The sequence below is a fragment of the Rubrobacter sp. M3-4 genome (assembly GCF_059772285.1).
In genome coordinates, this window is sequence record NZ_JCBAJP010000003.1 from 272,782 (window position 1) to 288,184 (window position 15,403).

Sequence of the window (15,403 nt, forward strand, 5' to 3'; positions counted from 1 at the left end):
TCAACCAGAGAGCCCGGCGACGAGCTTCCCCCAGGTACGCCTGCCGGCGAGATCTTCGAGCGCCCGGGGGATCTCCTCGAACGGTACGGTCTCGTTTCGGTACAGAAGGGGGTCTACGTCACCCTTCTCGAGCAGGCGGAAGATCTCCGCGCCGACCTCGGCCACCAGCCCCGGCATGACCCGGCCGTAGAGCCCCCAGTACAGCCCGAGGACCGAGTAGTTCTTCAGCAGGAGGTGGTTCGCCGGGATCTCGGGTATCCCGCCGGAGGCGAACCCGATCACCACGATCCTCCCCTCGAAGGCCACGCACCGGCGCGAGCGGTCGAACACCTCCCCGCCGACCGGGTCGATCACGACGTCCGCCCCGCGGCCTCCGGTGGCTTCCTTCACCGCCGCGACGAAGTCCTCCCCGCGGTAGTCGATCGCCACCTCCGCCCCCAGCCGGCGGCAGATGCCGGTCTTCTCCTCCCCACCCGCCGTGGCCAGGACCCGGGCGCCGGCGGCTCTCGCGAGCTGTATCGCCGCAGACCCCACCCCGCCGGCCCCGGCGTGCACCAGCACCGTCTCCCCCTCCCGGACGCCCGCCCGGCGGTGCAGGGCGAAGTGCGCCGTCCCGTAGGTTATGGGGACGGCGGCGGCCTTCTCGAAGGGAACCGCCCCGGGGACCGTAAAGACCTTCTCAGCCGGCACCACGACCCGCTCGGCGAACCCGCCGCGCGGCACGCCCGGCAGCGCCACCACCCGCTCTCCAGGCTCGAAGCCGGCCCCCTCGCCCGCCTCCACGACCACCCCGGCGACCTCTCCGCCGGGCGTGAAGGGCACATCCGGCTTCTCCTGGTACTCCCCGCGGCACAGCAGGAAGTCGAAGAAGTTGAGCGCGGCGGCCCGCACCTCGATCACGACCTCCCCCGCGCCGGGTTCGGGCGAAGCCTCCTCGACGAGCTCCATCGCCTCCGTCGGTTCGCCCAGCTCTCTTACCTGCCACCTGCGCAACCAAAAACCTCCGGTCTTCGTCTACCGGCGGAAATACTAACTCTCTTTCGCCGAAACCTCACGGCGAACGCACCGGTAGACGGCCCGCCGCAGGCTCTACCCTCACTTTCAGCGGGAGGCGGCCTCACGTTCCTCGCCGGCCAGAACCCGCCGCAGGATCTTCCCGACCGTGCTCTTGGGCAGCTCCTCCCGGAACTCGACGGCCTTCGGCACCTTGTACGCGGCGAGCCGGTCGCGGCAGAATTCGATCACCTCTTCCCCGGTGAGCTCGCTCCCACCCTCTTTGACGACGAAAGCTTTGACCGTCTCCCCGCGGTAGGGATCGGGGACCCCGATCACGGCCGCCTCGGAGACCCCGGGACACTCGTAGAGCACCTCCTCGACCTCCCGCGGGTAGACGTTGTAGCCCGAGGCGACGATGAGGTCTTTCTTGCGGTCGACGATGTAGAAGTAACCTTCCTCGTCCATCCGGGCTATATCCCCGGTGTACAGCCAGCCGTCGCGCAGCAACCGCCCGGTCTCCTCAGGCATGTTCCAGTAACCCTTCATCACCTGGGGCCCCCTGACGACGAGCTCCCCCTCCTCGCCGGGAGCAAGCTCCCTCTCCCCGCTCTCGACGTCCACTACCCTGGCGTCTGTCGCGGGCAGCGGGATGCCGATGGACCCGTCCCTCCCTTCCCCGAGGAAACGCGGGTTGGCGTGGGTCGTCGGAGAGGCCTCGGAGAGCCCGTACCCTTCGAGCAGCGGCACCCCGACCCTCTCCTGGAAGGCATGCTTGAGGCCGACCGGGAGCGGCGCCCCGCCGGAGTTGTAGAAGCGTATCCCCCCGAAGCCGCTCTCCCGCAGATCCTCCCCGCTCGCGACGAGTGCGGAGAACATCGTCGGCACGCCGGGGAAGAGCGCCGGCCGCTCGCGCCGTACGAGCTCCACCACCGCCTGCGCCTCGAAGCGGGGCACGAGCAGCTGCTGCGTGCCGGCCTTGATGCCGAAGAGCATGACGCACGTGAGCCCGTAGACGTGGAAGTAGGGCAGCGCGGCGACGGCCTTCTCCCCGACGTACTCCCCGGGCTCGACGGTCGCTATGGCCAGGTTCTGCAAGACGTTGGCGACGAGGTTGCGGTGGGTGAGCATCGCCCCCTTCGATCGCCCCGTGGTCCCGCCGGTGTACTGCAACGCGGCGAGGTCCTCCGCCGGGTCCATCTCCACCTCCGGCGCCGCCCCCGCATTCTCCTCCAGCAGCTCTTCCAGATACACATCCCCCCGCTCGAGCCCGGGGCGCCCACCCTGCAGCGGCGCGACGATCACGGTCTCGAGCGGCACCTTCCCACGCACCGCCCGCACCCTCTCGTAAGCCCCGTCGTAGACGATGGCGACCCTGGCCCCGGAATCCTTCAGTATGTGCTCGAGCTCCCGCTCCACGTACATCGGGTTGAGCTGGGTGACCACCGCCCCGAGCCGCATCGCCGCGAAGAACCCGATAACATACTGCGGCACGTTGGGGAGCATCAGCCCGACGCGATCGCCCTTTCTCACCCCCAGCCCGTGCAGCGCACCGGCGAGCCTCTCGGCCATCTCACGGAGCTCGTGGAAAGTGACCCTGCGCTCCCCGAGCACGAGCGCAACCCTCCCGCCATGCTCGCCTACGGCATCCTCGAAGAGCTGCCAGAGCGAGACATCCGGCACCTCGAACCGCTCTGGAAGGTACCCCCGGTACAGCCCGAGCCAGGGCATCTCGCCCATACCGCCTCCTCTCCCCGACAGGGACCTCTCCCGCCAGAGGTTAGCAACCGGCGGTGGGATTATCAACGTGTGTTTCATTTTCCTCGACACAAGCATTCAACCGCGTGCGCTCTGTTAGAATCGCGGGCCGGGATGATCGGGGCGCACGCCGCAGGGGACCGTACAGTGCGGACCTGCGGGAGGAGGCGCTGCTCGGCACGCTGGAGAGGCTTCTCCGCCAGAAACCGCTCGAGAGGATCGAGGTAGGAGAGCTGGCGCGGGCCCTGGTCTGGATGAACGAGCGGTGCTTCTACGCGAGCACGCTCGGTTCCCGGGTGGCCCCATCGGAAGAAGAGCTCGTGGACACGCTCTCTACGATCTGGTACCGCGCCATCTACTATGGGGAGCCCGCCGGATCTAACGGTCCTTCTTCTGGAGCTTGATCCTGCTCTCTATCGAGAGGGCGAGCGCGAAGAGGATACCGGCCCAGAGCACCACCGTCGCGACCTCCTTCAGCCCGAACCAGCCGAGCACCGCGCTCACCACGAGCGCGAGGACCACCGTCCAGACCAGACGCCCGTCGTCGGCCACGAGCCCGACGAGCTCCCGCAGCAAAGCCCTCACCGCACCCTCTTTCCGCGCAGGACCGGAAGACGCCTCATGCGCCGGACCTCGACCCACGAGAACACCAGGAGGCTCATCGCCAGGTAGAGGATCGACAGGTCGCCCTGCGGCCACGCCACCCCGAGCCCCTCGCCCACCCAGAACGTCCCGAAGCTGGTGAGCATCACCCCGACGACGAACTTGAGCGTGTTCTCCGGGACCCTGGTGAGCGGCCGGCGCAGAAGCACCCCGGCCAGCACCACCGCCGCCACCGCGAGCACCGCGCCGAGGATGCTCGATGGCATCGCCCCCGATCCGATACCGAAGGCGATGACGATGAATACGGCCTCGAGTCCCTCCAGGAAGGTGCCGCCGAAGGCGGTAGCGAAGGCCAGACGGTCTACGCCCGCCAGGTTCCCTCCCTCGCCCGCCCCCTCGAGACGGCCGCGTTCCTCCTCGTAGCTCTCCGCCTCGTCGTGAATTGCTATCAGACCGCCGTAGCGCAGGATCGCCTTCCTGAGCCAGCGCGCGCCGAAGAGGAGCAGGAAGGCGCCCACGGCGATCTGGACCCAGAAGAGCCCCATCACCGAGGCAAGCGGCGCGCCCACACCAGCCACGAGCGCCGCGAGCACCAGAGCCGCGGAGAGCGCGCCGAGCAGCGCGCCCCGCCAGCCGCGCACCGCGCCGACGGCGAGCACGATCGTGAGCGCCTCGACCATCTCGACGCCGGTGCCGATGAAAGCCGCCCCCAAAGCGTAGAGGTTCACCAAAACGTAGAGACACCCCCGATGAAGATGCAGGACCGAAACCGATTGTACCCCGGCGAGCTCGAGGGATCAGGCCACCATGTGCGCGAAGGCGACCCAGGTGCCGATCCCGCCGACCAGCGTCCCGAGCGCGAGCTCGGCGGCGGTGTGACGCCCGAGCGCGGCGCGGGACCAGCAGATCGCCAGGAAAAGCGGGATGAACACACCGCCCACCGGACCGAAGACCCGCACCAGGCATACCAGGACCCCGGCCGCACCCGCCGCGTGCAGCGAGAGCTTGGCGAGCGGCGTGATCAGGGCGAAGGCCACCGTCGAGAGCGTGTAGGAGAGCAGCACGGCCCGAAGCTCAGCGGGACCGCCGAGAGCGCTCACCAGCGCCCAGGCCCCGGCGTGGAAACCCGCCACCACCCACAGCGGCCGCACGCGCTCGGCCTTGAGGATCCTGCCCGGGTCCTTCACTTTACCCGTCCGCACCAGATGCCGCAGGTACGCGAGCGAGAGCCCGCTCGTCAGGAGCACGCAGACGACGGCCCACGCCACACCCTCCCACCCGGCGGCGTAGAAGCCGACGACGAAGAAGAGCGGCACCGCCAGCAGCGGCAGCCGGGTCGCGGCGGAGAGGATCTCCGCTATCCTTGAAGCCCTCATGGGAGCGAATTCTACAGGGGAGGAGATGGTGACGCTTGTAAGAGATATCGCACGGGCCATGGAGGAGATAGCCCCCACGGCGCTCGCCGAGGAGTGGGACAACCCGGGGCTCCAGGTCGGAAGCCCGGAAGAAGAGGTCGAGCGGGTCCTGGTCGCGCTCACCCCGCTCCCCGAGGTCTTCGACGAGGCGGAGGAGAGCGGCGCGGACTTCCTGCTCTTCCACCACCCCCTGATCTTCGGCGGCCTGGACCGGGTGGACACCTCCCGCTATCCCGGGAGCCTCATCTCACGCGCCGTCCGCTCCGGGATCGCCGTCTACGCCGCGCACACCAACTATGACGCGGCCCCGGACGGGGTCTCCGTCGCGCTCGCGCGGGCGCTGGGGCTCGAAGGGCCGCTCGAGGTCCTCTCACCGCGCGGTCGCATGAACAAGCTGGTCGTCTTCGTCCCGGAGGAGGCCGTGGAGGAGGTCGCGGAGGCGCTCGCGCGGACCGGGGCCGGCGTGATCGGCGGCTACACCCGCTGCACCTTCCGCACCGCCGGCACCGGGACCTTCCTGGGTGGGGAGGACACCAGCCCCTACGCGGGCGAGGCCGGACGGCTCGAGGCGGTCTCCGAGGTGAGGCTCGAGACGGTCGTCCCGGCGCACCTGGCCGCCCGCGCCGCCTCCGAGGCGCGAGCCGCCCACCCCTACGAGGAACCCGCGCTCGACCTCTACCCGATCGAAGGCCACCCGCCGGGGTGCGGTTACGGCAGGATCGGACGCCTCCCGCGCCCGATGTCCGCCCCGGAGCTCGCGGAGCACGTCTCGACCTCTCTGGGATTTTCGGCCCGGCTTTTGGCGGATCCCGGGGAGAAGATCGAACGCGTCGCGGTCCTCGGCGGCTCCGGGGGAACGTTCATCCGGGAGGTTGCAGCCTCGGGCGCGCAGGCCTACGTCACCGGCGACCTCGACTACCACGACGCGCTGCTCGCCGATTCTTCAGGCCTCGCGGCGATAGACGCCGGACACGCCCCGACAGAGCTACCCTCGCTCGAACCGCTGGCGAACCGGCTCGCCAATCTGGTGGACGTCCCGGTCGGGGTCAGCCGGGTGAGACGCTAGCGGACCCCGAGGACAAAAACCGCTCCAGTTCCTCGCGGGTCGGGAGCGTCCCCATCGCCCCGTAGCCCGTGCAGGCGAGCGCGCCCGCCGCCGCTCCCCGCCGCACCGCCTCGCGCACCGACCCCTCCTCCGATAGGCTCACCCCGTCCTCCGCGAGGTGCACGAGCACGGCCGCGAGGAAGGCGTCCCCCGCCCCGGTCGCGTCCACCACCTCGACCGGGAACGCGGGGACCCGCCCCCGGAAAGCCGGGGTGGCGTAGAATGCTCCCTCCCCGCCGAGGCTGACGAGGACCATCCGGACCCCGCGCCCGAGGAGGATCGCGGCGGCCTCCTCGCAGTCCGAGGTGCCGAGCAGCGGTCGCAGCTCGTCCCCGCTCAGCTTCACGATCGAGGCCAGGCCCGCCATCTCCCACACCGTCCGGCGTGCAACCTCCGGGTCGCGCCACAGATGGGCCCGGAAGTTCACGTCGAAGGCCACCGGCACACCGGCCTCGCCGGCCAGGCGGGCCGCGTGGAAGGTAGCCGAGCGCACGGGTTCTTCGATCAGGGGGATGCTACCGAAGTTGACGAACGAGGCTCCCGAGACGAGATCCCGCGGGACGTCCTCCTCCCGCAGCAGCTCGTCGGCGGCGGGGGCGGTGCGGTAGAAGGTGAACTCCCTGTCCCCGTCCTCGAAGATCTCGACGAACGCGAGCGAGGTCCGTACGGGCGGCTCCTGCCGCACCACCCCCGAGACGTCCACCCCTTCAGCCTCGAGCGCCCGCAGGATGAAGTCCCCGAAGAGGTCCTTCCCGACGCTGCCCACGAAAGCGGCCGGGCAACCGAGCCTGGATGCGGCGACGGCCACGTTCGCCGGGGCCCCGCCGGGTCGGGCGACGAATGGGAGCTCGACCGGTGATGAGGACTCCCCCCGGTAGACGTCCGCGACCACCTCGCCCAGCGCGACTACGCGTCCCAGAGTGAACCTCCCCTCAGATGCGGACCTCCCCCAGTACTTCTATCTCCTCATCTTCGTACCCCGCCTCCCGCAGCGGCCCGGCCACGTCCTGCTCGAGGTCCGGAACGTAGGAGGCGAGCACGACCGTCCGCCCCTCCGGCACGAGGCGCGCCGCGCCGAGGGCGGCCGGGAGTATGCAGGAGGTAGCCCTTCCCAGGAGCTCCGTCCCGCCCTCGTACTCGATGCGCACCGCCCCTTCCCCGACGACCGTGAGCGCGACGAACCTCTGCGGATGCGCGGGCTCGGTCCACTCCTCCGCGAGCTCCCACCTCTCCAGCGCGAAGTGCGGCCCGGCGCAGCAGAAGGTGCGGGTGTTCCCTCCCTCCCGGACGGCGAGCCCCGGGTTCGGACGCGGACGGACGTCCGTCCGCAGCTCGTCCAGCACCTCCTCGATGTTGCGGCGGCGGGTCTTCTCGTCCAGCGGGTTGCCGTAGAGGTCGTAAGGGCTCGCGAACTGCCCGAGGTCGGAGGTCTGCTGCACCTCGTAGACGAGCATGCCGGGCCCGAAGGAGTGCAGCACCCCGCCGGGGACGTAGACGGTGTCGCCCGGCCGCACCCCGTGGCGGAGCATCACCGCGTCGTAGTCCTCTCTCCACAGGGCGTCCGCGAGTTCCTCTCGCGAGAAGCCCTCCCTTACCCCGGCGAGCACGCTCGCCCCCGGCTCCGACCACAGGATGTGCCACGCCTCGGTCTTTCCGTTCGGTTCGCCGTACTTCCTGCGCGCGGTCTCGTCGTCCGCGTGCAGGTGGACGGGGAGCATTCCGGAGGCGTCGAGAAACTTGAGAAGGAGCGGGAAGTGCGGCCCGCGCCAGCCCTCCCCAACGAGCTCATCCGGGAACTCCTCGACGAGCTCGTGCAAAGTACGCCCCGCGTGGGCACCGTTAACCACCCGCCCGGTGGTGTCGCGGTAGTCGCTTACCTCCCAGCTCTCGGCGAGGTCTTCTTCCGGGAGCCTCTCCCGGCCGAGCCGCTCGCGGAACATGCGCCCGCCGAAGGCGTATGCGCGGAGGTGGGGTTCGAGCTTTATCGGGTACCAGCCACCCATCCTAACGCGGCATCATACCCCTTCGGGCCGCCCTTCGCTGCGGGGAGTCCTCCTCGAGCTGCATGAGCTCTATGGCGTTGCCGTCGGGGTCGTGCACCCAGGCCTGCAGGTTGCCGTCGAGCCCGCGCTCCACCCCACGCTCCATCTTAACCCCCGCCTCCCGCAGCCGCTCCACGGTGGCGCGCAGATCGTCGGTGAGGAGGCAGAGGTGCATGAAGCTCTGGGCACGCTCCGGGTCGGGATCCGGCCCGCCGGGGAAGACCTCTATGAACCGGTCGCCTGCGACGTGGAGGTAGACGAGCATCAGGGACCCGTCCTCGTGGTGGAGCCGGAACGCCTCGCGGAGGCCGAGCTTCGCGTAGAAAGCGAGCGTCCTCTCTACGTCCTGTACCGCGAAGGCCGGGTGTCCGAGGTCGGTTATCACGCGGGATCCTCGAGGCCGTTGCGCGAGATCACGCCGGAGTACCATCGGGCGCTCGCCTTGGGGATGCGCCGCTGGGTGGGATAGTCCACGTAGACGATCCCGAACCGCCGGGAGTACCCCTCGGCCCACTCGAAGTTGTCGAGCAGGGACCACACGAAGTACCCCCTCAGGTCGACCCCGCCCTCGATGGCCTTCCAGGCCGCGGCGAAGTGGTCCTGCAGAAAGCGCACCCTTTCTTCGTCGTCGACGTCGCCCTCCGGGTCGGAGTAGTCGTAGAAGGCGGCCCCGTTCTCGGTTATGTAGACGGGGATGTCCCCGTAGTCCTCCTTGAGCCCGACGAGGAGTTCGGTGAGTCCTCCGGATTCGATGGGCCAGCCCATCGCGGTCTTCTCGGCGCCCTCCGGGACCACCAGCTCGGGCTCGTCGTCCTCCCCGGCGCGCACGGTCTTGACGAAGTAGTAGTTGACGCCGAGGAAGTCTACCGGAGCGGAGATCTTCTCCAGGTCCCCGTCCCTCACGTACTCCGGCGGCACTCGCCGGCCGTAGCGCTCGAAGACCTCCTCCGGGTAGCTCCCCCTGAACACCGGATCGAGGTAGAGCCGGTTGGCCTGGGCTTCCTCCTTCCTCGCCGCCTCGATATCCGCCCCGTCCTTCGAGAAGGGGCGCACGGGAGAGAGGTTCAGGGTTATCCCTATGCTGTTCTCCCCGGTGCCGATGTCGCGCATCCTCTCCAGCGCGAGGCCGTGGCCGAGCAGGAGGTGGTGGGTCGCGGAGAGGGCGTCGGATGCGCTGGTCCTCCCCGGCGCGTGCCGCCCGTACCCGTAGCCCATCCAGGCCGAGACCCAGGGCTCGTTCAGCGTGATCCAGAGCGGAACCTCGTCTTTTAGCGCCTCGTAGACGATCGCCGCGTACTCGGCGAAGCGCTCGGAGGTCTCCCGCACGGTCCATCCTCCCTCGTCCTCGAGCGCCTGCGGGAGATCCCAGTGGTAGAGCGTGATCGCGGGGACGATCCCACGCTCCCGCAGCCCTCCGACGAGCCTGCGGTAGTGGTCGAGCCCCCTCCGGTTGACACCCCCCTTGCCATCGGGCTGCACCCGCGGCCAGGAGACCGAGAACCGGTACGCCCCGATGCCGAGGCCCGCCATCAGTTCAGCGTCTTCCTCCCACCTGTGGTACTGGTCGCAGGCGATGTCCCCGGTGTCCCCCCGGTAGACCTTCCCCGGCGTGTGCGAGAAGACGTCCCAGATAGAAGGCCCCCTCCCATCCTCCTCGACCGCACCCTCGACCTGGTACGCCGCCGTCGCAACACCCCACAAAAACCCTTCCGGAAACCTCAAAAGACCCTCCTTACTTCCTCTTGACTTTCGAGCCTAACACTTTACACTGTCGATGACTTTTGTGGGAGCGCTCCCACAAAGGAGCGGCTCTCGAGACGGTATCAAGGGGCTATTTATTGGGAGCGCTACCAGAAAGGTGGGGAGATGAACCTGGAGGACATAGCGCGCAGGGCCGGAGTATCGAGGTCGACGGTCTCGCGGGTGGTGAACGGCGATGCGCGGGTGAGCGACGAGGTGAGGCGTCGGGTGCAGGCGGTGATCCGGGAGCACGGCTACCATCCGAACGCGGCGGCGCGCAGCCTGGCGTCGAGGCGGACGAGGATCTTCGGGCTTTTGATCCCGCGGGCGGTCGGGAGCGTTTTCTCCGATCCCTTCTTCCCCCGCCTGATCGAAGGTGCGGTCGGGGCGTGCAACGAGGCCGACCACAACCTGATGTTGCTCATGGACACCACCGAAGACCAGCGCAACATCGAGCGGCTCTATCAGCGTGTGATCCGGGGCAGACACCTCGACGGGATCGTCATAGCCTCGAGCGTGGTCGACGATCCCGTCGTCGCCCGGCTCTGCGAGGACGACTTCCCCTTCGTCCTCGTCGGCCGCCACCCCCACCACCCGGAGATAAGCTTCGTCGACGTGAACAACCGCGAGGCCGCCCGCCAGGCCGTCGCACACCTCCTCCAGCACGGACGGCGCAGGATAGCCACGATCTGCGGCCCCGCCAACGTCATCCCCGCCATAGACCGCTACGGCGGCTACGTCTCCGCCCTGCTCGACGCGGGCCTCATGCCGGATCAAAACCTCGTCCGCCACTCGGACTTCACCAGCTCCGGCGGCTACCGGGCGATGCGCTCCCTCCTGCCACACCACCCCGACGCCGTCTTCTGCGCCAACGACCCGATGGCCTTCGGCGCCCTGCGCGCCCTGCACGAGACCGGCCTCCGAACCCCCGAAGACGTCGCCGTCATCGGCTTCGACGGCCTCGAAGAGGGCGAGAGCACGACCCCTCCCCTCTCCACCGTCTTCCAGGATACCCGCGCCCTCGGCCGCGAGGCCGTCCGCGCCCTCCTGGATATCACACAACGCTCCCGTAAAGGAGGAGGCGTCCGCCGCCTGCTCACCGCCCGCCTCCTCCTCCGCCGATCCTGCGGGTGCGCACAACAGCCGCAAAAGAGCCCCGGAGGTACATCCTCCCGCGACAGTCCCTGATTTAATCATTCAATTTGCGTTATTATGTGATTCACGTCGAGGGAAAGGAGGAGAGATGAACGGGAGAAGCATCTCGCGCAAGGAATTTCTGAAGGCGGGAGGTGGAGCGCTCGCCGGGGCGTCGGTGGTGGGGCTCGCCGGTTGCGGCGGCGGGCAGTCTTCAGGTGGGAGCAGCGGCGGGGGTGGAGGCGGCAAGGCCGGCAAGACCCTCACCTACTGGGCGAGCAACCAAGCAACGAGCATTCAGGGGGACAAGCAGGTCCTCGGTCGGGTGATAAGGGAGTTCAAGAAGAAGACCGGCATCCAGGTCAACCTGCAGGTCATAGGGTGGCCGGATCTCTTCAACAAGATCACGACGGCGATCTCCAGCGGCCAGGGACCGGACGTGCTCAACATCGGGAACACCTGGTCTCCCACTTTCCAGCAGACCGGGGCGTTCCTCCCATTCGACCAGGGCGCGCTCGGTGCCATCGGGGGCAAGGACAAGTTCATAGAGACCGCGTACCGCACCTCCGGGATGCACGAGCCGTATCCGTCGGTGCCGCTGTACGGTCTCGCCTACGGGCTGTTCTACAACAAGGCCATGTTCGAGCAGGCGGGGATAAAGAGCCCGCCGAAGACCTGGGACGAGTTCGTCGCGGTCGCCAGGAAGCTCACCAAGCCCCCGAAACAGTGGGGTTTCGCGCTCGAAGGGGCGAGCATCACCGAGAACGCGCACTGGGCCTTCATGCTCGGCAAGCAGCAGGGGGGGTCGCTCTTCAAGGGCACCAAGCCCACCTTTGACTCTCCAGGGGTCGTGAGGGGTGTTGCGCAGTACATCGGGTTCATGGACAAAGACAGGATCGTAGCTCCGCAGGATGCCCAGTACAGCACCGGCACCCAGTCACCCGCGGACTTCGCCAAAGGCAAAGCCGCGATGGTCATAGGTCAGAAGAACTACATGATCAACTTCAAGAGCTACGGCATGAAAGAGAGCGAGTACGGTGTCTCGCACATGCCCATCCCCAAACAACTGCCCCCCGGCGGGAAGCCGATCATGTCGCACACCGCCGGGATCAACATCTCCATCTTCAAGAACACCCAGAACAAGAAGGGCGCGCTCGAGTTCGTCAAGTTCATGACCAGCAAGAAGATGCAGGTCTACCTCAACCAGCAATACGGTTCTCTGCCGGTGAACAAGGACGCGGCAAGCGACCCGGCTTTCCACACCGAGAAGCTCAAGGTATTCCAGGACGTCTACGCCAACCACTCCGCGCCGATGCCGCTGGTGCCGGATGAGGGGCAGATGGAGACGCTGGTCGGCGGGGCGGTAAAGACGCTCTTCGGGAAGGCGGCGACCGGACGGGTCGGCACCTCCGATGTGAAATCACAGCTTGCGGCGGCCAACCAGAAGATGGCCGCAGGAGGTGGGGCGTAGCGGGACGATATCAGCCCGAGGAGGAAGAGAACCATGAGCGAGCGCAAGAGCGAGCCGGGAGCCACACCGGCGGTCGGGAGGAGGCGCCGCTGGCTCGGGCCGCAGATGTTCCCGTACCTGCTGCTCGTTCCGGCGATCGTCTTCGAGCTTCTGATCCACATAGTCCCGATGGTCTTCGGGGTGGTCATAAGCTTCCTCAAGCTCACCGCGCTCTACATTCGAAACTGGAGCCAGGCACCCTTCGTCGGCTTCGAGAACTTCAGGATAGGACTCGAACCGCGAGGTGCCATAGGTAGCGCGCTCGTACACTCGTTCCTGATAACGCTCGCCTACACCGTGCTCGTGGTGGCGGGGTCCTGGGTCTTCGGGGTCGCGGCGGCGCTTTTGGTGAACAGCGAGTTCCGGGGGCGGGGATGGTTCAGGACGCTGTTTCTCATCCCCTACACCCTGCCGATCTACGTCGCGGTCATCGCCTGGGAGTTCATGCTGCAGCAGAACACCGGCTCGATCAACACGCTTCTGGTGGACGATTTGCACATCTTGAAAAACCCGCCGTTCTGGCTCATCGGGGGTAAGGCGTTCTGGAGTCTGGTGATGACCGCGCTGTGGAGGTCGTGGCCGTTCGCTTTTCTGCTTATCCTGGCGGCGCTGCAGAACATCCCGCAGGATCTCTACGAAGCCGCGGCGGTCGACGGCGCGTCGAAGTGGCGGCAGTTCCGCTCGATAACGCTGCCCCAGATCCGCCCAGTGAGCGCGGTCGTGGTGCTGGTCCTGTTCCTGTGGACCTTCAACGACTTCAACACACCCTACATCCTCTTCGGGCAGTCACCTCCCGCCGCGGCGGATCTGCTCTCGCTGCACATCTACATCAACTCCTTCGTGGATTTGAACTTCGGGCTCGGAGCGGCGATGTCCACGCTGCTGCTGCTGTTCCTGTTCATCGTCTCGGTCGTCTACGTGAGGCTTCTCAGGGTAGGGAGCGAAGAGAATGCGTGAAGAAAGGTTCTACAAGGTATTGCGGGTGATAGGGCTTGCGTTCTTCACCCTGATCACGGCCTTCCCCCTCTACACGGTGGTGATCTCCTCGATCAAACCGCTCGGCGACGTGCAGTCGGCGTTCCACTGGATCCCCTCGCGCATAACCTTCGAGCCCTACGTCCAGATATGGAGCACGGTCCCGCTCGCGCACTACTTCATCAACAGCGTGATCGTGTGCGTGAGCGCCACCGTGATCTCGGTCATCGTCGCCATCCTGGCCGCCTACGCGGTAAGCCGCTACCGGTTTTTCGGAAGGAACCCGTTCCGGCTCACGGTCCTCTCGACCCAGATGTTCCCCGGCATCCTGTTCCTGTTGCCGCTCTTCATCATCTTCGTCAACATCGACCAGACCTTCGGTGTGCACCTCTACGGCTCGCGCGTCGGTCTGATCATCACCTACCTCACCTTCTCGCTGCCGCTCTCGATCTGGATGCTCGTCGGGTACTTCAACTCGATCCCGCGCGAGCTCGAGGAGGCGGCGATGGTAGACGGCTCGACGGCGCTCGGGGCGCTCTTCAGGGTCCTCATCCCGGTGAGCCTGCCCGGCATCGTCGCGGTCGCGGTCTTCGCGTTCATGACCGCCTGGGGCGAGGTTCTCTTCGCCTCGGTGCTCACGACCAACGCCACCCGCACCCTCGCCATCGGGCTCAGGGACTACGCCAGCCAGTCAAACGTCTACTGGAACCAGCTGATGGCCGCCGCGATCGTCGTGAGCATCCCGGTCGTCGCGGGATTTCTGGCGCTGCAACGCTACCTGGTGCAGGGGCTCACCGCAGGGGGCGTGAAGGGCTAGAGACAGGGGTTGCCGCCTCCGGGCGGCAGCCTCTATCATCAGCGGGTATGGACGTCGGGCGCAGAGGGCGGGTCATCGTCGCGGGGCACCTGTGCCTGGACCTCATCCCCGAGCTCCCCGGCCGCTTCGACTTCGTGCCCGGCACGATGGTGGGCGCAGGACCGATGAGGATCTCGACCGGCGGCTCGGTCTCGAACACCGGCCTCTCGCTGCACCGGCTCGGAGCGGAGGTGACGCTCGTCGCTCGCATCGGCAAAGACCCTCTGGGCGAGCTGGTACACAGGCATCTGGAGTCCTCGGGGGAGGGGCTCTCCAAATCGCTCATCGTCTCCCCCGCCGGCGAGACCTCCTACACGCTCATCCTGAGCCCCCCGGACGAGGACAGGATGTTCCTGCACTACTCCGGGGTGAGCACCGACTTCTCCGCTGACGACCTTCCCGATCCACTCCCGCCGGCGGACATCCTGCACTTCGGCTATCCGCAGGTCCTCCCTCGCTTCTACGAGGACCGCGGCGAGCTCGGACGCCTCTTCGAACGCGCCCGGAGATCCGGGACGACGACCTCGCTCGACACCTGCTTCCCCGACCTCTCTTCGGAGGCCGGCCGGGTGGACTGGAGGACCATCTTCGAGGAGGCGCTCCCCGCGGTCGACCTCTTCGTGCCGAGCCTGGAGGAAGCGCTCGTCATGCTCGGCCCCGAAAGATACAGGCAAATCGCTCTCTCGGACACCGCCCCCCTCGCCGCGGCTCCTATCGAGGAGATCCGGGCGCTCGGCAAAGACATCCTGGCGATGGGCGCCGCCGTGGCCGGTATCAAATGCGGCAGGCGTGGTCTCTACCTGCGCACGGCCCCCGAAGCCCGGCTTGCAAGATCCGGGCGGCTGCTCTCCGGGATGGGCTCGCGGTGGGCGGACCGGGAACTCTGGGGCTCCACCTTCGAGGTCGAGGTACGGGGAACGGTGGGAGCGGGCGACGCGGCCTACGCCGGCCTCCTGTTCGGGATGCTCCTCGGGATGGACCCCGAAGAAGCGATCACGGCCGCCTGCGCCGCCGGGGCCTGCTGCGTCGAGGCCCACGACACGACGAGCGGCGTGCGAAGCTGGGAGGAGACCCGGCGCAGGATGGAGGGCGGCTGGCAACGTTCCGCCGAAGCCCCCGAAGGGTGGGCTCCGGGCAGGATCGAAGGAGTCTGGCTCGGCCCCGCGGACTCTTCCTAGATCGCGGTACAGGTCGAAAACCGTACTTCCGTCCGATGTAGATGGCTCATCGCCGGTCCATCATATCTACCGGCACCAGAATTCCGCGAGGAGG

General features: G+C 67.5%; 16 protein-coding genes. 7 read left to right on the forward strand and 9 right to left on the reverse strand.

The features are described 5' to 3' along the window. Together AC6EKW_RS05330 and AC6EKW_RS05335 are read right to left on the reverse strand one after the other, a co-directional pair. Positions 1 to 993 (reverse strand): NADPH:quinone oxidoreductase family protein, encoded by a 993-nt coding sequence (locus AC6EKW_RS05330; protein ID WP_498513848.1) that lies wholly within the window; start codon positions 991 to 993, stop codon positions 1 to 3. A gap of 108 nt (positions 994 to 1,101) precedes the next feature. Further along, a complete protein-coding gene (locus AC6EKW_RS05335; RefSeq protein WP_498513849.1) occupies positions 1,102 to 2,733 on the reverse strand; it encodes a long-chain-fatty-acid--CoA ligase in 1,632 nt (543 codons plus the stop codon). Positions 2,734 to 2,837: 104 nt separating this feature from the next. On the opposite strand from AC6EKW_RS05335, the gene AC6EKW_RS05340 reads away from it, so the two are divergent. Beyond that, a complete protein-coding gene (locus tag AC6EKW_RS05340) occupies positions 2,838 to 3,155 on the forward strand; it encodes a hypothetical protein (RefSeq protein WP_498513850.1) in 318 nt (105 codons plus the stop codon). Here the strand turns inward: AC6EKW_RS05340 and AC6EKW_RS05345 are convergent. The 3 genes from AC6EKW_RS05345 to AC6EKW_RS05355 all read right to left on the reverse strand — a co-directional run bounded on the left by AC6EKW_RS05345 (position 3,130) and on the right by AC6EKW_RS05355 (position 4,730). Next, positions 3,130 to 3,336, reverse strand: a complete 207-nt coding sequence (locus AC6EKW_RS05345) for a hypothetical protein (RefSeq protein ID WP_273888548.1) — start codon at positions 3,334 to 3,336, stop codon at positions 3,130 to 3,132. The genes AC6EKW_RS05340 and AC6EKW_RS05345 overlap by 26 nt on opposite strands. Continuing rightward, a complete protein-coding gene (locus AC6EKW_RS05350; RefSeq protein ID WP_273888560.1) occupies positions 3,333 to 4,082 on the reverse strand; it encodes a COG4280 domain-containing protein in 750 nt (249 codons plus the stop codon). The genes AC6EKW_RS05345 and AC6EKW_RS05350 overlap by 4 nt, the downstream gene beginning before the upstream one ends. 69 nt (positions 4,083 to 4,151) lie before the next feature. Further along, positions 4,152 to 4,730, reverse strand: a complete 579-nt coding sequence (locus AC6EKW_RS05355; protein WP_498513851.1) for a hypothetical protein — start codon at positions 4,728 to 4,730, stop codon at positions 4,152 to 4,154. A 28-nt stretch (positions 4,731 to 4,758) separates the two neighbouring features. Here AC6EKW_RS05355 and AC6EKW_RS05360 point away from each other — a divergent pair, with 28 nt between their 5' ends. After that, entirely contained in the window at positions 4,759 to 5,835 is a 1,077-nt protein-coding gene (locus AC6EKW_RS05360) for a Nif3-like dinuclear metal center hexameric protein (protein WP_498513852.1), read from the forward strand. Here AC6EKW_RS05360 and AC6EKW_RS05365 read toward each other — a convergent pair. From AC6EKW_RS05365 to AC6EKW_RS05380, 4 genes are read right to left on the reverse strand one after another with little or no spacing between them, the layout of a single operon-like run. Beyond that, the gene (locus AC6EKW_RS05365) at positions 5,816 to 6,793 is read right to left on the reverse strand and encodes a carbohydrate kinase family protein (RefSeq protein WP_498513879.1); all 978 of its coding nucleotides are present in this window, start codon (positions 6,791 to 6,793) and stop codon (positions 5,816 to 5,818) included. The genes AC6EKW_RS05360 and AC6EKW_RS05365 overlap by 20 nt on opposite strands. 13 nt (positions 6,794 to 6,806) lie before the next feature. Then, on the reverse strand, positions 6,807 to 7,877 hold the full coding sequence (locus tag AC6EKW_RS05370; protein ID WP_273888544.1) for a type I phosphomannose isomerase catalytic subunit: 1,071 nt from the start codon (positions 7,875 to 7,877) through the stop codon (positions 6,807 to 6,809). 1 nt (position 7,878) lies between these two features. Then, a complete protein-coding gene (locus AC6EKW_RS05375; RefSeq protein ID WP_273888543.1) occupies positions 7,879 to 8,301 on the reverse strand; it encodes a VOC family protein in 423 nt (140 codons plus the stop codon). Next, positions 8,298 to 9,638, reverse strand: coding sequence for a GH1 family beta-glucosidase (locus tag AC6EKW_RS05380; protein WP_498513853.1), 1,341 nt, complete (start codon positions 9,636 to 9,638; stop codon positions 8,298 to 8,300). Before AC6EKW_RS05380 ends, AC6EKW_RS05375 begins: the two co-directional genes overlap by 4 nt. Positions 9,639 to 9,782: 144 nt before the next feature. On the opposite strand from AC6EKW_RS05380, the gene AC6EKW_RS05385 reads away from it, so the two are divergent. The 5 genes from AC6EKW_RS05385 to AC6EKW_RS05405 are packed head-to-tail and all read left to right on the forward strand — an operon-like array spanning position 9,783 to position 15,309. Then, positions 9,783 to 10,844 carry a LacI family DNA-binding transcriptional regulator gene (locus AC6EKW_RS05385; protein ID WP_273888541.1) on the forward strand — a complete coding sequence of 354 codons (1,062 nt, stop codon included), beginning with the start codon at positions 9,783 to 9,785 and terminating at the stop codon, positions 10,842 to 10,844. A 55-nt stretch (positions 10,845 to 10,899) separates the two neighbouring features. Beyond that, on the forward strand, positions 10,900 to 12,261 hold the full coding sequence (locus AC6EKW_RS05390) for an extracellular solute-binding protein (protein ID WP_498513854.1): 1,362 nt from the start codon (positions 10,900 to 10,902) through the stop codon (positions 12,259 to 12,261). Positions 12,262 to 12,294: 33 nt separating this feature from the next. Beyond that, positions 12,295 to 13,257 carry a carbohydrate ABC transporter permease gene (locus tag AC6EKW_RS05395; RefSeq protein ID WP_498513855.1) on the forward strand — a complete coding sequence of 321 codons (963 nt, stop codon included), beginning with the start codon at positions 12,295 to 12,297 and terminating at the stop codon, positions 13,255 to 13,257. Next, positions 13,250 to 14,092 carry a carbohydrate ABC transporter permease gene (locus AC6EKW_RS05400; protein WP_498513856.1) on the forward strand — a complete coding sequence of 281 codons (843 nt, stop codon included), beginning with the start codon at positions 13,250 to 13,252 and terminating at the stop codon, positions 14,090 to 14,092. Before AC6EKW_RS05395 ends, AC6EKW_RS05400 begins: the two co-directional genes overlap by 8 nt. A gap of 47 nt (positions 14,093 to 14,139) precedes the next feature. After that, positions 14,140 to 15,309 carry a carbohydrate kinase family protein gene (locus AC6EKW_RS05405; RefSeq protein WP_498513857.1) on the forward strand — a complete coding sequence of 390 codons (1,170 nt, stop codon included), beginning with the start codon at positions 14,140 to 14,142 and terminating at the stop codon, positions 15,307 to 15,309. Positions 15,310 to 15,403: the final 94 nt, after the last annotated feature.